Source organism: Limnohabitans sp. WS1, from assembly GCF_003063265.1.
Taxonomy (GTDB): Bacteria; Pseudomonadota; Gammaproteobacteria; order Burkholderiales; family Burkholderiaceae_C; genus Limnohabitans_A.
Map to the genome: position 1 here is coordinate 204777 of NZ_NERU01000003.1, position 19632 is coordinate 224408.

Genomic DNA, 19632 nt, shown 5'->3' on the forward strand with positions numbered 1-19632 from the left:
AAAAAAATCAATGTGGTGAAGGCTTGGGTGTAGAGGTCAGCGCGTTAAGTTCGATACCAGTCTTTGACCGCCGCCACAAAGCGCTGCACGCCTTGTGCCACCGTAGCAGGATCCAATGCGCCATAAGAAAGTCGTTGGTAATTGGCCTTGTTCAGGTCGGTCAGACCAAAAGCAAAACCGGGCAAAGTCGCGACTTTGAATTTTTCAGTCATGTGGCGATTGAACGCCATAGGGTCAGCCATGCCAGGCAGTTTCATGAGCACATAAAAGGCCCCCTGGGTTTGGGGGAACTGCACCAGATCGCCCAAGTCCTCCAAGGCTTGGTAGACCTGATGGCGGACCATGGAAAGGCTTTGAATTTTTGGCTGAACCCAATCGCGGCCAAGTCTTAAAGATTGCAGTGCAAGCAGTTGCGAAGCCACTGGCGCGCAGATCAAGTTGGTGTCTTGAACTTTGTTCATGGCATCAAACAAATCAGCAGGGTAGACCACATAACCCACTCGCCAGCTGGCCATGCCGTAATTTTTGGACATGGAGTAAAAAGACAGCGTGTGACCTTGTGCGCCCTCTATCGATGCCGGAGAAAAGTGCTGAGCACCTTCGTAGGTAAAGTATTCATAGGCTTCGTCGCTGAAATGGTAAATGCCCGCTTTCGCGCACAAGGCGTTGACTGCCCGCAAAGAGGCTTCGCTGTAAACAGCGCCCGTTGGGTTGTTGGGTGACACTGTGACAATGGCCCGGGTGCGCGGCGTGATGGCGTCCGCCAAAGCCTGAACATCCAAACTCGAATCATTGTGGGTCGGGACGGGCACGGGGATGCAGCCACACATGCGAATGGCCATTTCCTGGTTGAAGTAATACGGCATGGGCAGGATGAACTCATCACCGGGGTCGGCCACGGCCAGCACGCAGTTGAGAAAGGCCATGTTGCTGCCAGCCGTGACCATGATTCGGGATTCCGTGCCGCAGTGCACCTGGTTTTCATCGGCCAACTTTTGTCGAAAGGCTTCGACCAAAGGTGCAATGCCGCTGACCGCTTGGTATTTGTGCAGCTGTGCGTCAGCCATCAGTTCGGGCAGAGCGGCAATGGCCGAGGCGGGTGGGGCGTAGTTGACAACGCCTTGACCCAAGGAAATGGTGCCCGGGTTATCGCGCACCAGCGCGGCAATGGTGGGAATGATGGGGGTGTCGACCCGGTCCATGCGGAGGGATTGGCGCTTCATGCTTTTTCCTGGGGGATGTGACGCGTCTGGCGGATTTATTGACCGTTGATGGCCAGCAATTCAACTTCAAACAAAAGGGTGGCGTTGGGTGGGATCACGCCGCCTGCACCACGCTCGCCATAAGCCGTGGCGGGTGGGCAAGTCAGTTTGGCTTGGCCGCCAACTTTCATGCGTTGAACACCTTCGGTCCAACATGGAATCACACGGTTCAGCGGGAACTCGATGGCTTCGTTGCGTTTGTAAGAGCTGTCAAATTCCTTGCCATTGGGCAATGTGCCTCGGTAATGAACTTTGACCTTGTCTGAAGCCTTGGGGCTGGCTCCGGTGCCGTCCTTGAGGGATCGGTAGACCATGCCTGAGGCGGTCAGCTGAGCCCCCGGTTCTTGTGATGAGGCGGTGATGACGGTGTTTTGAGCAAAAGCTGATGTGGCAAAACACGCAGCCAATGTCAGGCTTGTCAACGATGGGGCGAGAAAATGTTTGGTCATGGTCATGGGGTGGAGAGTGCAAAAAATGAAATTTCTGTCATGTTAACGGAGGCCCGGTGTTCGAGGCATGCGATCAAAACAACAGCCGTTCAGCGCTCCCCATCATCCAAAAGATCTTGTCGAGGCCAGTTGTCCTAAACGAGCCGAGATGGCGTGGAACTGGGCCACGGTTTCTTCGATGATTTCACGGGCGGTTTTGACCTCATGGATCAGTCCAGCCGATTGACCCGCCAAAGCGGGGGCCGCATTCATGTCTCCGCCAAAGTAAACGTCCTGAATGCCTTTGAAGGCCTCGGGGCCCATCAGCCCTGCCTCGTGCAAGCTTTTTGTGAAAGGGGCTTTGAGGGCACGAATGCAAGGCGAAGACTGGGTGTTCAGCATGTAGGTGCCGGTGGTGGGCGCTTGCACGATGGCTTGTTTATAGTGCGCGTGAACGGGGCTTTCTGCGCAAGCCACAAAACGGGTGCCCATTTGTACCGCCTCGGCACCCAAGGCAAATGCTGCAGCCATGCCGCGACCATCCACAATGCCGCCAGCAGCGATCAAGGGCAAATCGGTGTGTTCGCGGATGGCTTGCAGCAGCACCAAGGTGCTGACTTCTTCCGGATTTTTGAAACCACCGCCTTCGGAGCCCTCCACCACCAAGCCGTCAACACCCGCTTGAGCACACTTCAACGCAGCCTCAAGAGTGGGGACCGCATGGTAGACCGCAATGCCTGCGGCCTTTAAGGGGGCGACAAACTTGGCAGGACTGCCGGCTGATGTGGTGACAAAACGGATGCCAGATTCGCAGACGTAACGCAGCATGGCGTCGTCTTTCAAAAAACGAATCGGAAGATTCACGCCAAAGGGCAGCCCACTGTCGAGCATGCGCTGGATTTCACGTTGGCAATTTTCGGTTTCCCCGGACGAGGTTTCGATGATGCCCAATCCACCAGCCTTGGAGACGGCCGAGGCCAAGGCGCTGCGGGCAATCCAGCCCATGGGAGCCTGCAAAATGGGGTATTGGGCCCCGGTGTGTGCCAGTACGCGGTTCATGCACTTGCCTTTTTGATTAAAAAATCATCATAAGCGCGGGTGTCTGGGCATGCAGTCACCGAGTGGTCCATGGGGTGGACGCTTTGTCCATAAACTGAACCCTTTTCAAGGAGCTTGTTGCATGGCATTGACACTGTTGGCTTTTGACACCCCAAACGCCCGAAAAATTTCGGTGGCCTTGGAGGAGATGGGCTTGCCCTATGCGGTGCAAGTGGTTGACATCACACAAAATGAACAATTTGATCCCGATTTTTTGCGCATCAGCCCCAATAACAAAATCCCAGTTTTGGTGGACACCGATGGACCGGATGGCCAAGTGCAAACCGTTTTCGAGTCGGGTGCCATTTTGATGTACTTGGCAGAAAAGACGGGTCTGTTTTTGCCCCCTTCAGGCGCTGCTCGGGTGGCTGTTCTGGAGTGGTTGATGTTTCAAGTGGGTGGGTTTGGTCCCTCCCCAGGGCAGGTGCACCATTTTGTTGCATTGAGTGACGAGGGTGACAGGCGCTATGGTTTGCAACGCTTCATGAGCGAAACACGGCGTTTGTATGGGGTCATGGACCGCCGTTTGGCCGAGCATGCGTTTTTTGCAGGCGAATTGTCGATTGCTGACTTCGCGATTTTGGGTTGGGTTTGGCGTCATGCTCGGCATCGGGTGGATTTGAGTGAATTTCCTCATGTCCAGCGTTGGTACGAGCGCATGATGGCTCGGCCGGCGGTTCAAAGGGGCTTTGCAGTCGCGTTGCGCAGGGCCGACTGAACGCAACATTTGTGCCTGATGAGCCGCTTGCAGTGCCAGGGAGGCCGTCCTCCAAGGGCGAAGTTCATGCTTGCTGGGTCTTAAATTCTCAGGTCAATCGTGTCCATTGGATGGAATAGGCCACTTCTTGTGGCCTAATATCGCTTTGCATTATTTATCTGGAGCCATAGATGGGCAACAAAATCGTCACCGAAGCAGATCGTAAATTCACCCCCCCACTGCCAGCTTTGCCTGGTGTGACCTTGCGCACCGGCGGTCGTGGTCAGCGCGTCAGCCTTGAGCGTGGCGTGGCCACTCGCAGCAAGAAAAATCCTGGCAAGCGTTCCAAAAAGGGCGGTTGATCCTGCACCTCAGGTTTTTGATCCTGACTTGGCAAGCCACTGATGACCTCAGTGGCTTTTTAATTGGTGGTCACGCGGTTCGTCTATTGTTCACAGGCTTTGCTCATCAAGGGGGTATGGAATGCTGATTTCCTATGCAGCGGTTTTGGTCGCAGGGATCATGCCGGTCGTTTGTGCGGGCATCGCCAAATCGGGTTTTAAGGGCTACGACAACAGTGACCCGAGGGCGTGGTTGGCATCACAAACAGGTTTTCGAGCCCGCGCTAATGCCGCTCAAGCCAACTGTTTTGAGGCCTTTCCCTTCTTTGCGGTGGGTGTGATTTTGGCTTTGTTGACTGGGGTGGATCCCCATACGGTCGACGCCTTGTCCATTTTGTTTGTGACCGCCCGCACCGCTTATGTTTTTTGTTACGTCAGCAACAAACCGAAGTGGCGAACCATGGTGTGGTCAGCCGCCTATGTGTCGGTTGTGGCACTTTATGCATTGGCCATGCTCAATTTGCAAACAAGTTGAGACTTTATCGGCCCGATCTCAAGGCACAATAGAGCCTCTGCCCCGGTGGTGAAATCGGTAGACACACCGGACTTAAAATCCGTTGCTTCGTGAATAACGGGCGTGCCGGTTCGATTCCGGCTCGGGGCACCAAAGTACACATCAACATCATCATGAACCAAGACAACGCACCGCTTGAAATCCACGTGCATGGTGATGTGCCGATCAAATCCGGCACCGACCTCAAATCCATTCAGGAAGCGCTCAAGCCACTTTGGCAATACGCTGGCGCAAGATCTTTGAATGAAGCCTCTTCAAGCCTTTACGAAGAAGAGCCTGGCATTCGTTTTGATGCCAGCTCACATCGACTGCAAATGTGCTGGACTGTGCGGGGGGATGAAGATTTCCGCATGGTCATGGAAGACTTGTGCATGAACCTCAATGAGTTGTCCTCTGCAGGCACACCCATTGAAGTCACTTTTTACGACACCGAATTTGACGACGAGGATGAAGCCAGTGGCGCCGATTCTCGCGACGACTTTGTCATGTTGTTTGTGGGGCCGGACCCTGGGGCCATCATGCAGGCCCAGCGCGATTTGCTCATCCACGACGTCGTGAACATGATGGAACGGCACTTTGATGGGGCCGAGTTGTCGGGTGTAGTGTCTGAAATCGACAAGCTCTTCAGTCAGCGCTTTGACAACCTGGTCAGTTCATTGGAGCTGGGTAAGCCCCCCAAAGGTGCAGGGGGCAACGGCAACGGCAGCCACGGGGGTGGCGGTCGCCGTCCACGACATTTGCACTGATTGCCATGCTCGGCTTGTTTTCTCGTGATGCGCTGAACCCGGGGGTTCGCATGCGCGAGGTTTTCGGCTGGGCCATGTACGATTTTGCCAACTCGGGCTATTCCACGGTGGTCATCACCGCCGTGTTTGCTGCTTACTTTGTGGGTGGCGTGGCCGATGGCGCAAGCTGGGCCACCTTGGCCTGGACTTCGGGCCTGAGCCTGTCTTATTTCATCGTCATGCTCACCATGCCCGGTTTGGGGGCATGGGCTGATCGGGTCGCTGGCAAAAAACGCTTGCTGATGTGGGTGACCGTAGGCTGTGTGCTCAGCACAGCGGCTTTGGCCTTGGTGGGACCGGGGCAAGTGGCTTTGGGCTTGTTCATTTTGGTGCTGTCCAACACTTTTTTTTCTTATGGCGAGTCGCTGACCGCTTCTTTTTTACCCGAATTGGCCAAGCCCGAAGCCATGGGTCGCGTGAGTGGTTGGGGCTGGTCGCTGGGTTACATCGGTGGCATGCTCACGCTGGGCGTCTGCCTGGCTTATGTGCTGGCTGCTCAGTCGCGCGGCGAGTCGGGCAGCCAATTTGTGCCCGTGACCATGCTCATCACGGCGGCTGTGTATGGCGCAGCGGCTTGGGTGACGTTTGCTTTGTTGCGCGAGCATTCGCCCGCCCGGCCCGATGCCCCGGTGCATTCGGCCATGCAGAGCCTGCGCCATTTGCGCCAAACCCTGCGCGAGGCCTTGCCTTATCGAGACTTCATCCAACTGCTTGCTTGCGCCGTGGCCTACCAAGGCGGTGTGGCCGTCGCCATCACCTTGGCAGCCATTTACGCCGAGCAGGTCATCGGGTTTCAGCCCCAAGAAACCATGGTGCTGATCTTTGTGCTCAACATTGCGGCGTTTGTGGGGGCTTTGGTGTTTGGTCATGTGCAAGACCGCTTGGGCCACAAACTGACGCTGTCACTGACTTTGTTGGGCTGGGTGGCCACTTGCTTCATTGCGGCCTTGTCTGCCGACAAAGCCACGTTCTGGTGGGCGGCTGGGGTTGCCGGTTTTTGCATGGGATCGAGCCAGTCTGCGGGTCGCGCCATGGCCGGTTTGATGGTGCCGCCCCAGCGCTTGGGTGAGTTTTTTGGTCTGTGGACATTTGCCGTTCGACTGGCCAGCATTCTGGGGCCGTTGACTTATGGCCTGATCACTTGGCTGAGCGATGGCAACCAGCGCCTGGCGATTGGCTCGACTTCTTTGTTGTTTGTGTTGGGCCTGGTCTTGTTGATGCCGGTGAACATGCAGCGCGGTCGTCGCATGGCACTGGGGCAGGGCGCTGATTGAGTTGCAGCCCACCCCTGGAGTGGGTGCCTTCAGACTTGTGGTGGCGCTTTGTGGCAAGCTCCTGGCGGCAAACCCAGCCATCGCTTTGCCGCGGCCTGAAGGCCGTGCAGGTCACCGGTGGTGAACAAGCTCATGCGCTGTGCCGCCGACAGCGGTGCGGGGCCTGAGCGCAGCATGCCAGCGGCTTCCAGCAAGCGCCGTGTTTGTCGGGCCACGGCTTCGCCCGTGGACACCCGCTGCACATCGGGTCCCAGCAGCGTTCGAAGTTGATTTTCCACAAACACGTAATGGGTGCAGCCCAACACCAGCGTGTCCATTTGTCCAGGGCCTGTTCCAAAAGTGCCCATGGCGCTGGTGTAGTGCGCCAGCAGTTCGGTGATGCGTTGCTGGGCCTCGTCGGCGTGCTGGGGCAAGGTGCTTTGCTCAATCGCCAAGGCCAGCCCATTGCAGGCTTGCACCGTGAATTGGGCTTGTCCCTCCACCGAGTCCAGCAATCGCGCAAACTTGTCACTGGCCACCGTGCCCCGGGTGGCGATGACGCCAATGTGGCCTGTTTGGCTCAGGGCTGCGGCGGGTTTGAGCGCGGGCTCTACCCCAACCAGCGGCAGTTGTGGATGCCGTGTGCGCAGCTCATGGATGGCCGCAGCCGTGGCGGTGTTGCAAGCCACCACCAAGGCCTTGATGTGGTGTTGGTTCAGCAAATGCTCGGTGATGGCGTGCGTGCGTTGTCTCACCTGCAGATCGGTTTTTTCACCATAAGGCGCGTGTGCGTTGTCGGCCAAATACACAAAGTGCTCGTGGGGCAGGGCGCTTTGCAGGGCCTGCAACACGCTCAGGCCACCGATACCGCTGTCAAAAACCCCGATGGGGCGGGACGCTGCGTTCATGTCAGAGGGGGCGCTCAAGGTCAGTTGTGGTTTGGTCGGCTTGAAAAAAAGGCCGCTGATGCGGCCTTTCGGGTCATTGCCTGCATCAGGCGGCTGTGACGCCAATGCCTTTGAACTCGCCCGTGGCGATGCGCTTTTGCCATTCGGCGGGGCCGGTGATGTGGGCGCTGGTGCCGCCCGCGTCCACCGCCACCGTCACAGGCATGTCGACCACGTCGAATTCATAGATGGCTTCCATGCCCATGTCGGCAAAGCCCACCACTTGGGCGTGTTTGATGGCTTTGGACACGAGATAAGCCGCGCCGCCCACGGCCATCAGGTAAGCGCTTTTGTGCTTCTTGATGGCTTCGATGGCGACCGGGCCGCGCTCGGCCTTGCCGATCATGGCGATCAGGCCGGTTTGCGCCAGCATCATTTCGGTGAAGCCGTCCATGCGGGTGGACGTGGTCGGGCCAGCAGGGCCCACGGCTTCGTCGCCCACCGGGTCCACCGGGCCCACGTAATAGATCACGCGGTTGGTGAAGTCCACCGGCAGTTTTTCGCCCTTGGCCAGCATGTCCTGGATGCGTTTGTGCGCAGCGTCGCGGCCCGTGAGCATCTTGCCGTTGAGCAGCAGGGTCTGGCCGGGTTTCCAGGCGGCGACCTGTTCGGGCGTCAAGGTGTTCAGGTCCACGCGCTGGCTCTTTTCGGTGTCGGCCGTCCAGCCCACGTTGGGCCACAGGTCGAGCGAAGGTGCTTCGAGGTAGCTGGGCCCGGAGCCGTCGAGCACAAAGTGCGCGTGGCGGGTGGCCGCGCAGTTGGGGATCATGGCCACGGGCTTGCTGGCCGCGTGTGTGGGGTACATCTTGATTTTGATGTCGAGCACGGTGGTGAGGCCACCCAAGCCTTGCGCGCCAATGCCCAGGGCGTTGACCTTGTGGTAGAGCTCCAGGCGCATTTCTTCGACCTGGTCGAGCTTCTCGCCCTTGCTGGATTTTTCGAGCAGCTGGTACATGTCCAGGTCTTCCATCAGGCTTTCCTTGGCCAGAAGCACGGCTTTTTCGGCGGTGCCGCCAATGCCAATACCCAGCATGCCCGGAGGGCACCAGCCCGCGCCCATGGTGGGCACCGTCTTGAGCACCCAGTCGACGATGCTGTCGCCAGGGTTGAGCATGATCAGCTTGGACTTGTTCTCACTGCCGCCGCCTTTGGCTGCGACGGTCACATGCACATGGTGGCCGGGCACGATCTTGGTGAAGATCACCGCAGGCGTGTTGTCCTTGGTGTTCTTGCGGTTGAAGTGTGGGTCAGACACGACCGATGCACGCAGCGTGTTGTCGGGGTGGTTGTAGCCACGGCGCACGCCTTCGTTGATGGCGTCTTCCAGGCTGCCGGTAAAGCCGTCAAATTTCACGTCCATGCCGACTTCAAGGAACACGTTGACGATGCCGGTGTCCTGGCAAATCGGGCGGTGGCCAAAGGCGCTCATCTTGCTGTTGGTCAGGATTTGCGCAATCGCGTCCTTGGCTGCGGGGCTTTGCTCGCGCTCGTAGGCGCTGGCCAGGTGCGAGATGAAGTCGGCCGGGTGGTAGTAGCTGATGTACTGCAGCGCTGCGGCAACGGATTCGATCAGGTCGTCTTGTTTGATCAGGGTGGTCATGGGTCGTTCCAATGGAGAGTCGTGAGTCAAGGGTTCAATGGTCGGATTTGTCGTGGTGCGACATCAGGCGGTCAGCATAGGCGATGGCAATCGCGCTGAGCAAGAACGCCATGTGGATCAGGGTTTGCCACATCAGCACTTTTTCGTCGTAGTTGGCGGCATTGATGAAGGTCTTGAGCAAGTGGATCGAGCTGATGCCGATGATGGCCGTGCCCAGCTTGACCTTGAGCACCGAAGCATTGACGTGGCTCAGCCACTCGGGCTGGTCGGGGTGGCCTTCGAGGTTCAGGCGTGAGACAAAGGTTTCGTAGCCGCCCACGATGACCATGATCAACAAGTTCGAGATCATGACCACGTCGATCAGGGCCAACACGACCAACATGATCACGGTTTCGTTCAAGGCCGTCAGCTGCACATCGGCTTTGTAACCGATGCTGTTGACCAAAGCTTGTAAGGCGGTTTGGCTGCCAAAAGCGGCTTCCAGCAAGTGCACCAATTCGACCCAGAAATGGAACACGTACACGGCTTGTGCGGCGATCAGGCCCAAATACAAAGGCAATTGCAGCCAACGGCTGGCAAAAATGAAGGCGCTCAAGGGGCTCAAGTTGATTTTGGCGGGAGGTGTGGGTTTGGACATGTTTTTCCTGGTTTGATGAGAGCAAGCGTCTCTCGTGACATCATTCGGATTTTAGGCGGTCCCATCCGGTATCGCGCCATCACCCGTGCAAGACTCATGTCAGTCAGTGCTTTGTAAGAGCGAAAGCAGACATTTGCACCAGTTTTAAACAACGTCATGTCATTGAGGAGACAAATCTGATGAGTTCAAACCTTTACCAACCCAGCGCTGACTTCGTGAAAAACGCCCATGTTTCCGGCATGGCTGCGTACGAAGCGCTGTGCAAAGAAGCCGAAACCGATTACGAAGGCTATTGGGCCCGCCTGGCCAAAGAGCTGATCAGCTGGAAGACACCTTTCACCAAGGTGCTGGACGAGTCCAACGCGCCTTTCTTCAAGTGGTTCGAAGACGGCACGCTGAACGCCTCGTACAACTGCCTGGACCGCAACGTCGAAAAAGGCTTGGGCGACAAGACCGCTATCATTTTTGAAGCCGACGGCGGGGAAGTGACCAAGATCACCTACAGCCAGCTGCTGGCCAAAACTTGCCAGTACGCCAACGCTTTGAAGAGCTTGGGCATCAAAAAGGGTGACCGCGTCGTCATCTACATCTCCATGTCCATCGAAGGCGTGGCCGCCATGCAGGCCTGCGCCCGCATCGGCGCGACCCACTCGGTGGTGTTTGGTGGTTTCTCGGCGCAGTCGCTGCGTGACCGCATCGAAGACACGGGCGCTGTGGCTGTGATCACCGCAGACAACCAGGTGCGTGGCGGCAAGTTGTTGCCCCTCAAATCCATCGTGGACGACGCCATCAATTTGGGCGGTTGCGGCTCCATCCAAAACGTCCTGGTTGTCAAGCGCTCGGGCGCCAACATCGCCATGACCGCTGGCCGCGACCAGTGGATGGCCGACTTGGCCGACCAGCAAGCCACCACCTGCGAGCCCGAGTGGGTCGGTGCCGAGCACCCCCTGTTCTTGCTCTACACGTCCGGCTCTACCGGCAAACCCAAAGGTGTTCAGCACAGCACGGGCGGCTATTTGCTGCATGCCGCTTTGACCACCAAGTGGACCTTCGATTTGAAGGCCGACGACGTGTTCTGGTGCACCGCCGACATCGGCTGGGTCACGGGCCACACTTACATCACCTATGGCCCCTTGGCTTTGGGTGGCACCGAAATCGTGTTCGAGGGCGTGCCCACTTACCCTGATGCGGGCCGCTTTTGGAAGATGATTCAGGACCACAAAGCCACCATCTTCTACACCGCGCCCACCGCCATTCGCTCGCTTATCAAGGCCGCAGAAGCCAACGATGCGGTGCACCCCAAGAGCTATGACCTCAGCAGCTTGCGCCTGTTGGGCTCGGTCGGTGAGCCGATCAACCCTGCTGCATGGGAGTGGTACCACCAGCACGTTGGTGGCGGCAATTGCCCCATCGTCGACACCTTCTGGCAAACCGAAACCGGCGGCCACATGATCACGCCGCTGCCCGGCGCTACACCCATGGTGCCCGGTTCCTGCACACTGCCTTTCCCCGGCATCCAGGCCGCCATCGTGAGCGAAACAGGTGAAGACATGCCCAATGGCCAAGGTGGCATTTTGGTCGTCAAGCGCCCATGGCCTTCCATGATCCGCAACATCTGGGGTGATCCTGAGCGCTTCAAGAAGAGCTACTACCCTGAAGACTTCAAGGGCAAGTATTACTTGGCTGGCGACGGCTCGATCCGTGACGAGAAGACCGGCTACTTCACCATCACCGGCCGCATCGACGACGTGCTGAACGTGTCGGGTCACCGCATGGGCACCATGGAAATCGAATCCGCTTTGGTGAGCTGCACCGAGCTGGTGGCCGAAGCTGCCGTGGTGGGCCGCCCTGACGACACCACAGGCGAGGCGATTTGCGCCTTTGTGGTGCTCAAGCGTGCATTGCCCAATACCGACGAAGGCAAGGCGATTGCCAAGCAATTGCGCGACCACATTGCCAAAGAAATCGGCCCGATCGCCAAGCCCAAGGACATCCGCTTTGGCGAGAACTTGCCCAAGACCCGTTCCGGCAAGATCATGCGCCGCCTGCTGCGTTCGCTGGCCAAAGGCGAAGAGATCACACAAGACATCTCCACCCTCGAGAACCCCGCCATCTTGGGCCAGCTGGGTCAGGCTTACTGATCCCCTGTGTCATGCCGGATTTGATCCGGCAGCCATGCAAAACGGCAGCCTGGGCTGCCGTTTTTTTTTGGGTCTGCAGCCTGTTTTAACAAGAACAGGATGCGTGGTGGATTGGCCTTTTTCAGGTTTTCATGGCCAAGCCCAAGCGTTCGATGGTCGCTTTTTCGGACTGGAAGGTGTTGCGGATGAACTGGGTGTATTCCTCGGTGCCCATGTAGATCACCGATTGGTCATATTTGTCGAAGCTGGCCATGACGGCCGGGTCTTGCAGGGTTTGCTTGAAGGCGTCGTGCAACTTCTTGACCACGGCCGGGTCCATGCCCTTGGGGCCGCCAATGCCAAAGGGTGAGTCGGAGACGGTGTCGAAACCAAGTTCGTTGAGTGTGGGGACATTGGGCCAGCGCTTGGTGCGTTTGCTGCCATAGGTGGCCAGCAAACGCATGGTGCCTGCCTCCACCTGTGGGGCCCAGCCGGTGGCGTCGCTGTGCGACATGACGTGGCCGCCCAACACGGCTTGCACGCCATCGGCGCTGCCTTTGAAGGGCACATGGGTGACGTCAATCTTGGCTTTGCTGGCGAATTCGGCAAAGGCCAAGTGCGGTGTGGTGCCATTGCCCGTCGACCCATAGGTGAACTTGCCCGGGTTGGCTTTGGCAAAAGCCACGAGGTCTGCAATTGACTTGATGGGGGAGTCGGACCGCACCACCACGCCAAAGGTGTAGCCCGTCAGGCACGCGATGTAAGTGAAGTCTTTGAGCGGATCGAACTGCATTTTTTGCATGTGCGGCAAACGCGCCACGCCGATCGTGATTTGCGACAGGGTGTAGCCGTCGGGCTGGGCACGAACCAATTCGTTGGGGCCCAACATGCCACTGGCACCCGGCTTGTTCTCGACGATCACCTGTCCGCCCAAGGCTTTGCTGGCACTTTCGGCCAAGGCTCGCATGACCGCATCGCTGGAGCCACCTGCAGGCCAGGGGCAGATCAGTTTGATGGGTTTGGCCGGAAAAGCCTGCGCTTGCGACAGGCTTGGAAACCCCAGCGTGACGGCCATGGCGGCCGAGGCCTGAACAAAGGTACGACGGGGAAGCTTGTTCGAATTCAAAAGGGTCTCCTTGAAATGGAAATCCAATTGAATGCCATGTTTTTTTTCACGGCAAGAGGACAAACCTGTGTCGCCGCCCTGACCCGGTCACCCGGGCGACTAAGCCTGAGGGGCCGGGTGACCAACGTGAACCTGTTCCCCGGCCAATGGAGGTGGGGTGTAGGCTTGCGTCAGGCCGCAGGTTTGGCTTTGGGCGCGCGGCCCATCAGGTAAAACTCGGGGTTGGGCATCATGCCGCTGAAGCTGGCCATGCGGTTACTCAGGCCAAAGAACGCGGTGATGGCGGCGATGTCCCAGATGTCTTCATCGTCAAAGCCGTGGGCGTGCAGGGCAGCAAAGTCGGCGTCTTCCACTTGGTCGGAGTGGTTGCACACCTTGAGCGCAAAGTCCAGCATGGCGCGTTGACGTGGGCTGATGTCGGCCTTGCGGTGGTTGATGGCCACTTGGTCGGCCACCAGAGGCTTTTTCTCGTAAATGCGCAAGATCGCGCCGTGGGCCACCACGCAATACAGGCAGTGGTTGGCCGCGCTGGTGGTGGTCACGATCATTTCACGCTCACCTTTTGTGAGGCCGCTTTCGCGCCCCACCGACTCGGGCACCATCAGGGCGTCGTGGTAAGCAAAAAATGCACGCCACTCAGCGGGGCGGCGTGCAAAGGCCAAAAACACGTTGGGCACAAAACCGGCTTTTTCTTGGACTTCGAGCACCTTGGCCTTGATGTCGTCGGGCAAGTCATTGATTTCGGGGGCGGGGTAGCGTGGTGTCATGGGTGTGCTCGTCAGGGGTTTAAAAATGCTTATGCTTGGCTCATTTTCCACCAAATGGAGTTTCACCATGACTGCTTTGAACACCCCCGCCGAGAATTCCGCGCCTTTGGATTGGCCGACCGATACCGATTTCCAAAACGGCTTGGCCACCCGCAGCCAAGTGGTGGGTGCCGATTACGTCGAACGTGCCCTGGGTGGTGCGACCGAGTTCACCCAGCCCATGCAGGAGTTCATCACCCGCAACGCCTGGGGCAATGTCTGGCAGCGCACAGGCCTGGACCTGAAAACCCGCAGCCTGATCACGGTGGCCATGCTGACGGCGCAAGGCAAGCAGCAAGAGCTCAAAGCCCACATTCGCGGTGCTCTGACCAATGGTGCGACCCCTGAAGAAATCCGCGAACTCATGCTGCACGCCACGGTGTATTGCGGTTTTCCAACGGCGATTGACGCCTTCCGGTGTGCCACCGAGGTCATTGAGCCCAAAGCCTGATGGTTTGAGTAACCTTGGCATCACGCTTGTATTGACGGTGGAAGGCTTTTCCCTCATCTTCGGATGAGGAGAAGAAGCATGGAATTTTCAGAACTCATCAAAGCCCGAAAAAGCGTTCGGGGCTATTTGCCCAAACCTGTGCCACGCGAGGTGATCGAAGAGATCATCGAAGTGGCCAAATGGTCGCCCTCGTCGATGAACACACAGCCCTGGCATGTGCATGTGGTCACGGGCGAGCCGCTGGAACGCATTCGCCGGGGCAACACCGAAAACATGGTCAAGGGCGTGCCGCCCAAGCGCGACTTTCCCATGAAGGAGGCCTACGACGGCATCCACCGCAAGCGGCAGGTCGACATCGCGATTCAGCTGTTTGACGCCATGGGCATCGCCCGCGACGACAAGGCGCGGCGCACCGATTGGGTCATGCGCGGTTTTCGGCAATTCGATGCGCCCGTGTCGCTGGTGCTGACCTACGACAAATACCTCGAACCTGCGGCCATCAGCCAGTTTGACTTGGGCGCTTTGTCGCACGCGCTGGTGTTGGCCGCCTGGGAGCGTGGCTTGGGCAGCGTCATCAACGGCCAAGGCATCATGCAGTCGGCCGTGGTGCGCGAGCACGCGGGCATTCCAGACGATCAGAACATCATGATCTGCATCGCCATGGGCTACCCGGACGAAGACTTTGTGGCCAACAGCGTGAAGTCGGTGCGCGAAGACGCCGCCAACTTTGTGCGTTACGTCGGCTTCTGATTCCACCTATGACCCTGGCGCCATCGGGCGATGGCGGCCGCCTTTGAGAGCGAACACCCCATGAATTTGAGCAAAGACGAACTGGCTTTTCGCGACGAAGTGCGCGCCTTTTTGGCCGCTGAGCTGACCGACGAAATCCGTCTGGGCGGGCACCGCACCTCGGGCATTTTTGCCGACTACGAGGTCGGTATTCCGTGGCAGCGGATTTTGGCCAAGCGCGGCTGGGCGGCGCCGCATTGGCCGGTGGAGTGGGGTGGTTGCGCCTGGACGCCCCGGCAGCACGACATTTTTGCCAGCGAGATGGCAGCGGCCGATGCCCCCAAGGTCTCGCCCCTGGGTCTGGTGATGGCTGCACCCGTGCTGGTGGCGTTTGGCACGCAGGCCCAAAAAGAGCGCTGGCTGCCCGACTTGCGCAATGGCGTGAGTTACTGGTGTCAGGGTTACAGCGAGCCGGGTTCGGGCTCCGACTTGGCCTCGCTGCAATGCCGTGCCCGCCGCGAGGGCAACGAGTGGGTGATCAACGGCTCCAAAATTTGGACCACCCACGCCCACCGTGCCACGCACATGTTTTGCCTGGTGCGCACCGACAGCAGCGGCAAGCCGCAGCAAGGCATCAGCTTTTTGATGTTTGAGCTGAACAACCCGGGCATTCAGATCCGGCCGATTGTCAGCATCTCGGGCGATCACGAATTCAACCAGGTCTTTTTTGACGAGGCCCGCGTACCTGCTGATGCGCTGATCGGCGAAGAAAACCAGGGCTGGACCATTGCCAAATTTTTGCTGGAGCACGAGCGGGGTGGCTCGTCTGCGCCGTTCTTGAGGGGGCGGCTGGCCCGCTTGCGCGAGTCCTTGCAAGAAGGCTTTGCGCAAGGTGCGTCGGGCACCGAGCACGAAGACATCACCCTGAGCTTGGCCAACGCGCAGTGCCGCATCGACGCCCTGCACGCCTGGGAACAGCAGGTGCTGACTGCCCGCATTGGTGGCGGCACGCAGCCTAGCTGGATGCCAGCAGCGCCCTCCATGGGCAAGGTGCTGGCGACCGAGCTCAAGCAGCACTTGACCGAGCTGGGCCTGGACATTGCAGGCCCCTATGGCGCGAGCAGCCTGACCATCGAAGAAGCCTCTGCCCACGCTTTGCCTGTGCCCGAAGAGTCGGTGTTTGCCACCCGGGCTTACTTGAATGACCGCGCCGCTTCGATTTATGGCGGCACCAATGAAGTGCAGCGCAACCTGATCGCCCGCCACATCCTGGGGGCCGAGGTGGTGGAGCCTGTGCTGCCGCTGGACGAGACGCAGGCCATGCTCGTGGCCAGTCTGCAAGGCTGGCTGCAAGACAAATGGGCCTTTGACAAGCGGGCTCAGATGATCGCCACGCCGCAAGCGATTGCGCCGCTTTGGCAAGGCTTGGCACACGAGTTGGGCCTCTTGGGTGCCGCGCTGCCTGAACACCCGGGGGGCATGGGCGGTGGTTTGCCCGAGCAGATGCTGATCTGCCAGGCTCTGGGTGCGGCTTTGGCGGCCGAGCCCTACAGCAGCTCGGCCGTCTTGGGTGCCAACTTGCTGCAAGCGCTGAGCGACCCGGCGGCTGATGCCTTGCTGCAAGGCCTGGCCGATGGCCAAGTGCGCTTGGCCGTGGCGGCCTTGGAGCCCGCAGGCCGCACCGATTTGAGCCAGGTGCAGACCCGCTTGCACACCTCGAACGGCCAGTGGCAGATCACCGGACGCAAAGCTTTTGTGCGTGGTGCGCCCGGGGCCACACACTGGCTGGTCAGCACAAAAGACGAAGCGGGCCAGATGCGCATCTGCCTGATCGACCCCGCAGCCAGCGGGGTGCTGCGGCGCGATGTGCGCCTGATCGATGGCGCCTGGGCGGCTGAGCTGGCCTTTGACCAAACGCCTGTGCAAGCCCTCATTGGCCACGGCGATGCGCTGGCCGCGCTCTCGCAAGCGTGGGATACGGCCACGCTGGCCGCAGGCGCCGAGGCCGTGGGCGTGATGCAGACTCTGATGCGCGACACACTGAACTACACCAGCCAGCGCAAACAGTTTGGTCAGCCTTTGGCAGCCTTCCAGGCTCTGCAACACCGCATGGCCGACATGTACATGGCCCTGGTGCAGGCCGCGGCGGCAGTCAGTGCTTGTGCCGATGTGCTGGGCGACAGCCCCGAGCGCCGCGCCGAGCGGGTGTCATCGGCCCATGTGACGGTGCTGCGGGCGGCACGTTTGGTGGGGCAGGGCGCGGTGCAGTTGCACGGCGGCATGGGCATGACCGACGAACTGGCCGTGGGCCATGGCTTCAAGCGGCTGACGGTGATCGAGCAGCAGTTTGGCGGGGCGGCGCAGCATTTGCGGCGGGTGGCGGCTTCTCGTTCAGGCCTTGGGGCATGAGCATGTCTTCTTGGCAGACCCCCATGTCGGGGCTGAAGCCACCGACCTGCAAAAACCAATACTTGGCCCTCTAGGTCGGCAGCTTCAGCTCCGACGTTGTAGGCGTTGGCATAGGCCCATGTTGGGGCTGAAGCCACCGACCTACAAAAAACCAATACCTGGCCCTGTAGGTTGGTACTTGAACAGTCCGAAAGGGTGATGGAACGGGTGCCTCAGCCCCGCATCAATTTCTGAATCAAATCCGCAGCGCCAGAGGCCTCGTATTTGCGCATGAGCTTGACGCGGTAAATCTCCACCGTCCGGTGGCTGATGCCCAAGGCTTTGCCGATCTCTTTGCTGGTTTGGCCGTCCATCAGGTGGGCGGCGACCTCGCGCTCGCGGGCGGTGAGTTCGGCTTTGACGGGTTTGCGGGCCGACAGGTCTTCAAACGTCCAGATGCCCGCTTCGTGCGGGGCGTCGCGGTTGAGCGCCCGGCCGGTCACATGGCACCAAAAGGTCTCGCCTTTAAAGCGGCCGTCAACCCGCTTCATCACGCGGTCGTCGGCGTAAACGCCTTTGGTGTTGAGGATGGGGGCGATGCGCTGGCCGGTGCGCTCGTATTCATCGGCGCTGGGGTAGAGCAACTGAAAGCTTTGGCCGATCAGTTGCTCGCGGCTGACACCAAACATTTCGCACACGCGCTGATTGCAGTCGACGATGGCGCGGTTGCGCGAGAGCACCAGGCCGATGGGGGCCAGGTCGAAGGCGAGGCGGTAGTCGATCTCGGTGTTCATGGCATGTCCAAACCGGCTAGGGCCAGCCTCTACGAAAAACTACGTATCTGAATACGTAGTATCGTAGCGTTCTCTTTCCTGAATGGAGTTTGTCGTGAACAAGATTTTTCCTTCCGCAGCCGATGCCCTCAAGGGCATCGTGGCTGACGGGCAACTCATTGGCGTGGGTGGTTTTGGCCTGTGCGGCATCCCCGAAGCCTTGATCGCTGCGCTGCGCGACAGCGGCGTGCAGAACCTGACCGCGATTTCCAACAACGCGGGTGTGGACGATTTTGGTCTGGGCTTGCTGCTGCAAACCCGCCAGATCAAGAAGATGATTTCGTCCTACGTGGGCGAAAACAAAGAATTTGAACGTCAATACCTGGCAGGCGAGCTCGCTTTGGAGTTCACACCCCAGGGCACGCTGGCCGAAAAGCTGCGTGCGGGTGGTGCGGGCATTCCGGCTTTCTTCACGAAGACCGGTGTGGGCACCCTGGTGGCCGAAGGCAAAGAGCTGCGCGAATTTGATGGCGAGACCTACGTGATGGAGCGCGCTTTGGTGCCCGATGTGTCGCTGGTCAAGGCGCACCGCGCCGACAAGTCTGGCAACCTGCAGTTCCGTTACACCTCGCGCAACTTCAACCCGGCTGTGGCCATGGCGGGCAAGATGTGTGTGGTCGAGGTCGAAGAGATTGTGGAAACCGGCGAGATGCACCCCGACAGCGTGCACCTGCCTGGCATTTATGTGCACCGCATCGTGTTGAATGCGAAACCGGAAAAGCGCATTGAAAAGCGCACCATCACTGAAAAGGCGGGAGTCTGATATGAGCTGGAGTCAAGACCAAATGGCCGCCCGTGCGGCCCACGAACTGGAAGACGGTTTCTATGTGAACCTGGGCATCGGCATCCCGACGCTGGTGGCCAACTTTGTGCCCGCCGACAAAGAAGTCTGGCTGCAAAGCGAAAACGGCATGCTGGGCATTGGCCCCTTCCCGGTGGAAGATGAAGTGGATGCCGACCTGATCAACGCAGGCAAGCAAACGGTGACCACCATCAAGGGCTCGTCCATCTTTGGCAGCGAGCAGTCGTTTGCCATGATCCGTGGCGGCAAGATCAACCTGTCGATCTTGGGCGCGATGCAGGTGACCGACAAGGGTGATCTGGCCAACTGGATGATCCCCGGCAAGATGGTCAAGGGCATGGGCGGCGCGATGGACTTGGTGGCGGGCGTCAAGCGCGTGATCATCCTGATGGAACACGTCGCCAAAAAGAAAGACGGCACCGAAGACATGAAGATCCTGCCCGAGTGCACGCTGCCGTTGACCGGCAAGGGCGTGGTCGACCGCATCATCACCGACCTGGCCGTGATGGACGTGACGGACGCGGGCCTGAAAGTGGTCGAATTGGCCCCGGGCGTGACGCCTGAGCAGCTGCAAAGCAAGACCGGTGTGAAACTGATCTTCTGATCTGTTGCCTCGCTCATGACAAAAGGCCCCGTTCAGGGCCTTTTGTTTTGGTGAATGGCTGGTTGGGGCATGGGGAGCTCTGACAAGCCGCAGACTCAGGGTTCAACGCCCCAAGCAGGACGGCCGGGTTTCGGTGGCTTCAATCCCTTGA

Annotated in this window: 20 protein-coding genes and 1 tRNA gene; 12 read left to right on the plus strand and 9 right to left on the minus strand. The window is 59.0% G+C overall.

Features of this window, described 5'->3' with window-relative positions; genetic code table 11:
- Positions 1–44: 44 nt before the first annotated feature.
- The 3 genes from B9Z48_RS06565 to B9Z48_RS06575 all read right to left on the minus strand — a co-directional run bounded on the left by B9Z48_RS06565 (position 45) and on the right by B9Z48_RS06575 (position 2749).
- Positions 45–1223: a pyridoxal phosphate-dependent aminotransferase gene (locus B9Z48_RS06565; RefSeq protein ID WP_108377573.1), complete on the minus strand. Its 1179-nt coding sequence runs from the start codon at positions 1221–1223 to the stop codon at positions 45–47.
- A 35-nt stretch (positions 1224–1258) separates the two neighbouring features.
- Positions 1259–1711, minus strand: coding sequence for an FKBP-type peptidyl-prolyl cis-trans isomerase (locus B9Z48_RS06570; RefSeq protein ID WP_089958637.1), 453 nt, complete (start codon positions 1709–1711; stop codon positions 1259–1261).
- A 102-nt stretch (positions 1712–1813) separates the two neighbouring features.
- Positions 1814–2749: a nitronate monooxygenase family protein gene (locus B9Z48_RS06575; protein ID WP_108377574.1), complete on the minus strand. Its 936-nt coding sequence runs from the start codon at positions 2747–2749 to the stop codon at positions 1814–1816.
- 121 nt (positions 2750–2870) lie between these two features.
- On the opposite strand from B9Z48_RS06575, the gene B9Z48_RS06580 reads away from it, so the two are divergent.
- From B9Z48_RS06580 to B9Z48_RS06600, 6 genes are all read left to right on the plus strand, one after another.
- Positions 2871–3506 (plus strand): glutathione S-transferase family protein, encoded by a 636-nt coding sequence (locus tag B9Z48_RS06580; RefSeq protein ID WP_089958417.1) that lies wholly within the window; start codon positions 2871–2873, stop codon positions 3504–3506.
- A gap of 170 nt (positions 3507–3676) precedes the next feature.
- The gene (locus B9Z48_RS21640; RefSeq protein ID WP_194944765.1) at positions 3677–3847 is read left to right on the plus strand and encodes a hypothetical protein; all 171 of its coding nucleotides are present in this window, start codon (positions 3677–3679) and stop codon (positions 3845–3847) included.
- Between the two features lie 121 nt (positions 3848–3968).
- Positions 3969–4361: an MAPEG family protein gene (locus B9Z48_RS06585; RefSeq protein WP_089958411.1), complete on the plus strand. Its 393-nt coding sequence runs from the start codon at positions 3969–3971 to the stop codon at positions 4359–4361.
- A gap of 39 nt (positions 4362–4400) precedes the next feature.
- A tRNA-Leu gene (locus tag B9Z48_RS06590) sits at positions 4401–4493 on the plus strand.
- A 20-nt stretch (positions 4494–4513) separates the two neighbouring features.
- On the plus strand, positions 4514–5146 hold the full coding sequence (locus B9Z48_RS06595) for a DUF6806 family protein (protein WP_089958406.1): 633 nt from the start codon (positions 4514–4516) through the stop codon (positions 5144–5146).
- A gap of 5 nt (positions 5147–5151) precedes the next feature.
- The gene (locus B9Z48_RS06600) at positions 5152–6459 is read left to right on the plus strand and encodes an MFS transporter (RefSeq protein ID WP_089958402.1); all 1308 of its coding nucleotides are present in this window, start codon (positions 5152–5154) and stop codon (positions 6457–6459) included.
- A gap of 29 nt (positions 6460–6488) precedes the next feature.
- Here B9Z48_RS06600 and murI read toward each other — a convergent pair whose 3' ends face one another.
- From murI to B9Z48_RS06615, 3 genes are all read right to left on the minus strand, one after another.
- Positions 6489–7346, minus strand: coding sequence for a glutamate racemase (gene murI / locus B9Z48_RS06605; RefSeq protein ID WP_089958633.1), 858 nt, complete (start codon positions 7344–7346; stop codon positions 6489–6491).
- Positions 7347–7431: 85 nt separating this feature from the next.
- Entirely contained in the window at positions 7432–8985 is a 1554-nt protein-coding gene (locus B9Z48_RS06610; protein ID WP_089958395.1) for a fumarate hydratase, read from the minus strand.
- 34 nt (positions 8986–9019) lie between these two features.
- Entirely contained in the window at positions 9020–9622 is a 603-nt protein-coding gene (locus B9Z48_RS06615) for a TIGR00645 family protein (RefSeq protein WP_089958390.1), read from the minus strand.
- Between the two features lie 179 nt (positions 9623–9801).
- On the opposite strand from B9Z48_RS06615, the gene acs reads away from it, so the two are divergent.
- Positions 9802–11763, plus strand: coding sequence for an acetate--CoA ligase (acs, locus tag B9Z48_RS06620; protein WP_089958386.1), 1962 nt, complete (start codon positions 9802–9804; stop codon positions 11761–11763).
- Positions 11764–11884: 121 nt separating this feature from the next.
- On the opposite strand, the gene B9Z48_RS06625 is transcribed toward acs, so the two are convergent.
- On the minus strand, positions 11885–12868 hold the full coding sequence (locus B9Z48_RS06625; RefSeq protein ID WP_368664972.1) for a Bug family tripartite tricarboxylate transporter substrate binding protein: 984 nt from the start codon (positions 12866–12868) through the stop codon (positions 11885–11887).
- A 170-nt stretch (positions 12869–13038) separates the two neighbouring features.
- Positions 13039–13635: a peroxidase-related enzyme gene (locus B9Z48_RS06630; RefSeq protein WP_089958382.1), complete on the minus strand. Its 597-nt coding sequence runs from the start codon at positions 13633–13635 to the stop codon at positions 13039–13041.
- A gap of 67 nt (positions 13636–13702) precedes the next feature.
- Between B9Z48_RS06630 and B9Z48_RS06635 the strand changes: the two genes are divergently transcribed.
- From B9Z48_RS06635 to B9Z48_RS21780, 3 genes are all read left to right on the plus strand, one after another.
- The gene (locus B9Z48_RS06635) at positions 13703–14125 is read left to right on the plus strand and encodes a carboxymuconolactone decarboxylase family protein (RefSeq protein ID WP_089958625.1); all 423 of its coding nucleotides are present in this window, start codon (positions 13703–13705) and stop codon (positions 14123–14125) included.
- Positions 14126–14203: 78 nt separating this feature from the next.
- Positions 14204–14875 (plus strand): nitroreductase, encoded by a 672-nt coding sequence (locus tag B9Z48_RS06640; protein WP_089958377.1) that lies wholly within the window; start codon positions 14204–14206, stop codon positions 14873–14875.
- A 60-nt stretch (positions 14876–14935) separates the two neighbouring features.
- Positions 14936–17263, plus strand: a complete 2328-nt coding sequence (locus B9Z48_RS21780; RefSeq protein ID WP_146186245.1) for an acyl-CoA dehydrogenase family protein — start codon at positions 14936–14938, stop codon at positions 17261–17263.
- A 212-nt stretch (positions 17264–17475) separates the two neighbouring features.
- Here B9Z48_RS21780 and B9Z48_RS06650 read toward each other — a convergent pair whose 3' ends face one another.
- A complete protein-coding gene (locus tag B9Z48_RS06650; protein WP_089958364.1) occupies positions 17476–18036 on the minus strand; it encodes a PAS and helix-turn-helix domain-containing protein in 561 nt (186 codons plus the stop codon).
- Positions 18037–18130: 94 nt separating this feature from the next.
- On the opposite strand from B9Z48_RS06650, the gene B9Z48_RS06655 reads away from it, so the two are divergent.
- Positions 18131–18838, plus strand: a complete 708-nt coding sequence (locus tag B9Z48_RS06655; protein ID WP_108377647.1) for a CoA transferase subunit A — start codon at positions 18131–18133, stop codon at positions 18836–18838.
- Between the two features lies 1 nt (position 18839).
- Entirely contained in the window at positions 18840–19481 is a 642-nt protein-coding gene (locus B9Z48_RS06660; RefSeq protein ID WP_089958359.1) for a 3-oxoacid CoA-transferase subunit B, read from the plus strand.
- Positions 19482–19632: the final 151 nt, after the last annotated feature.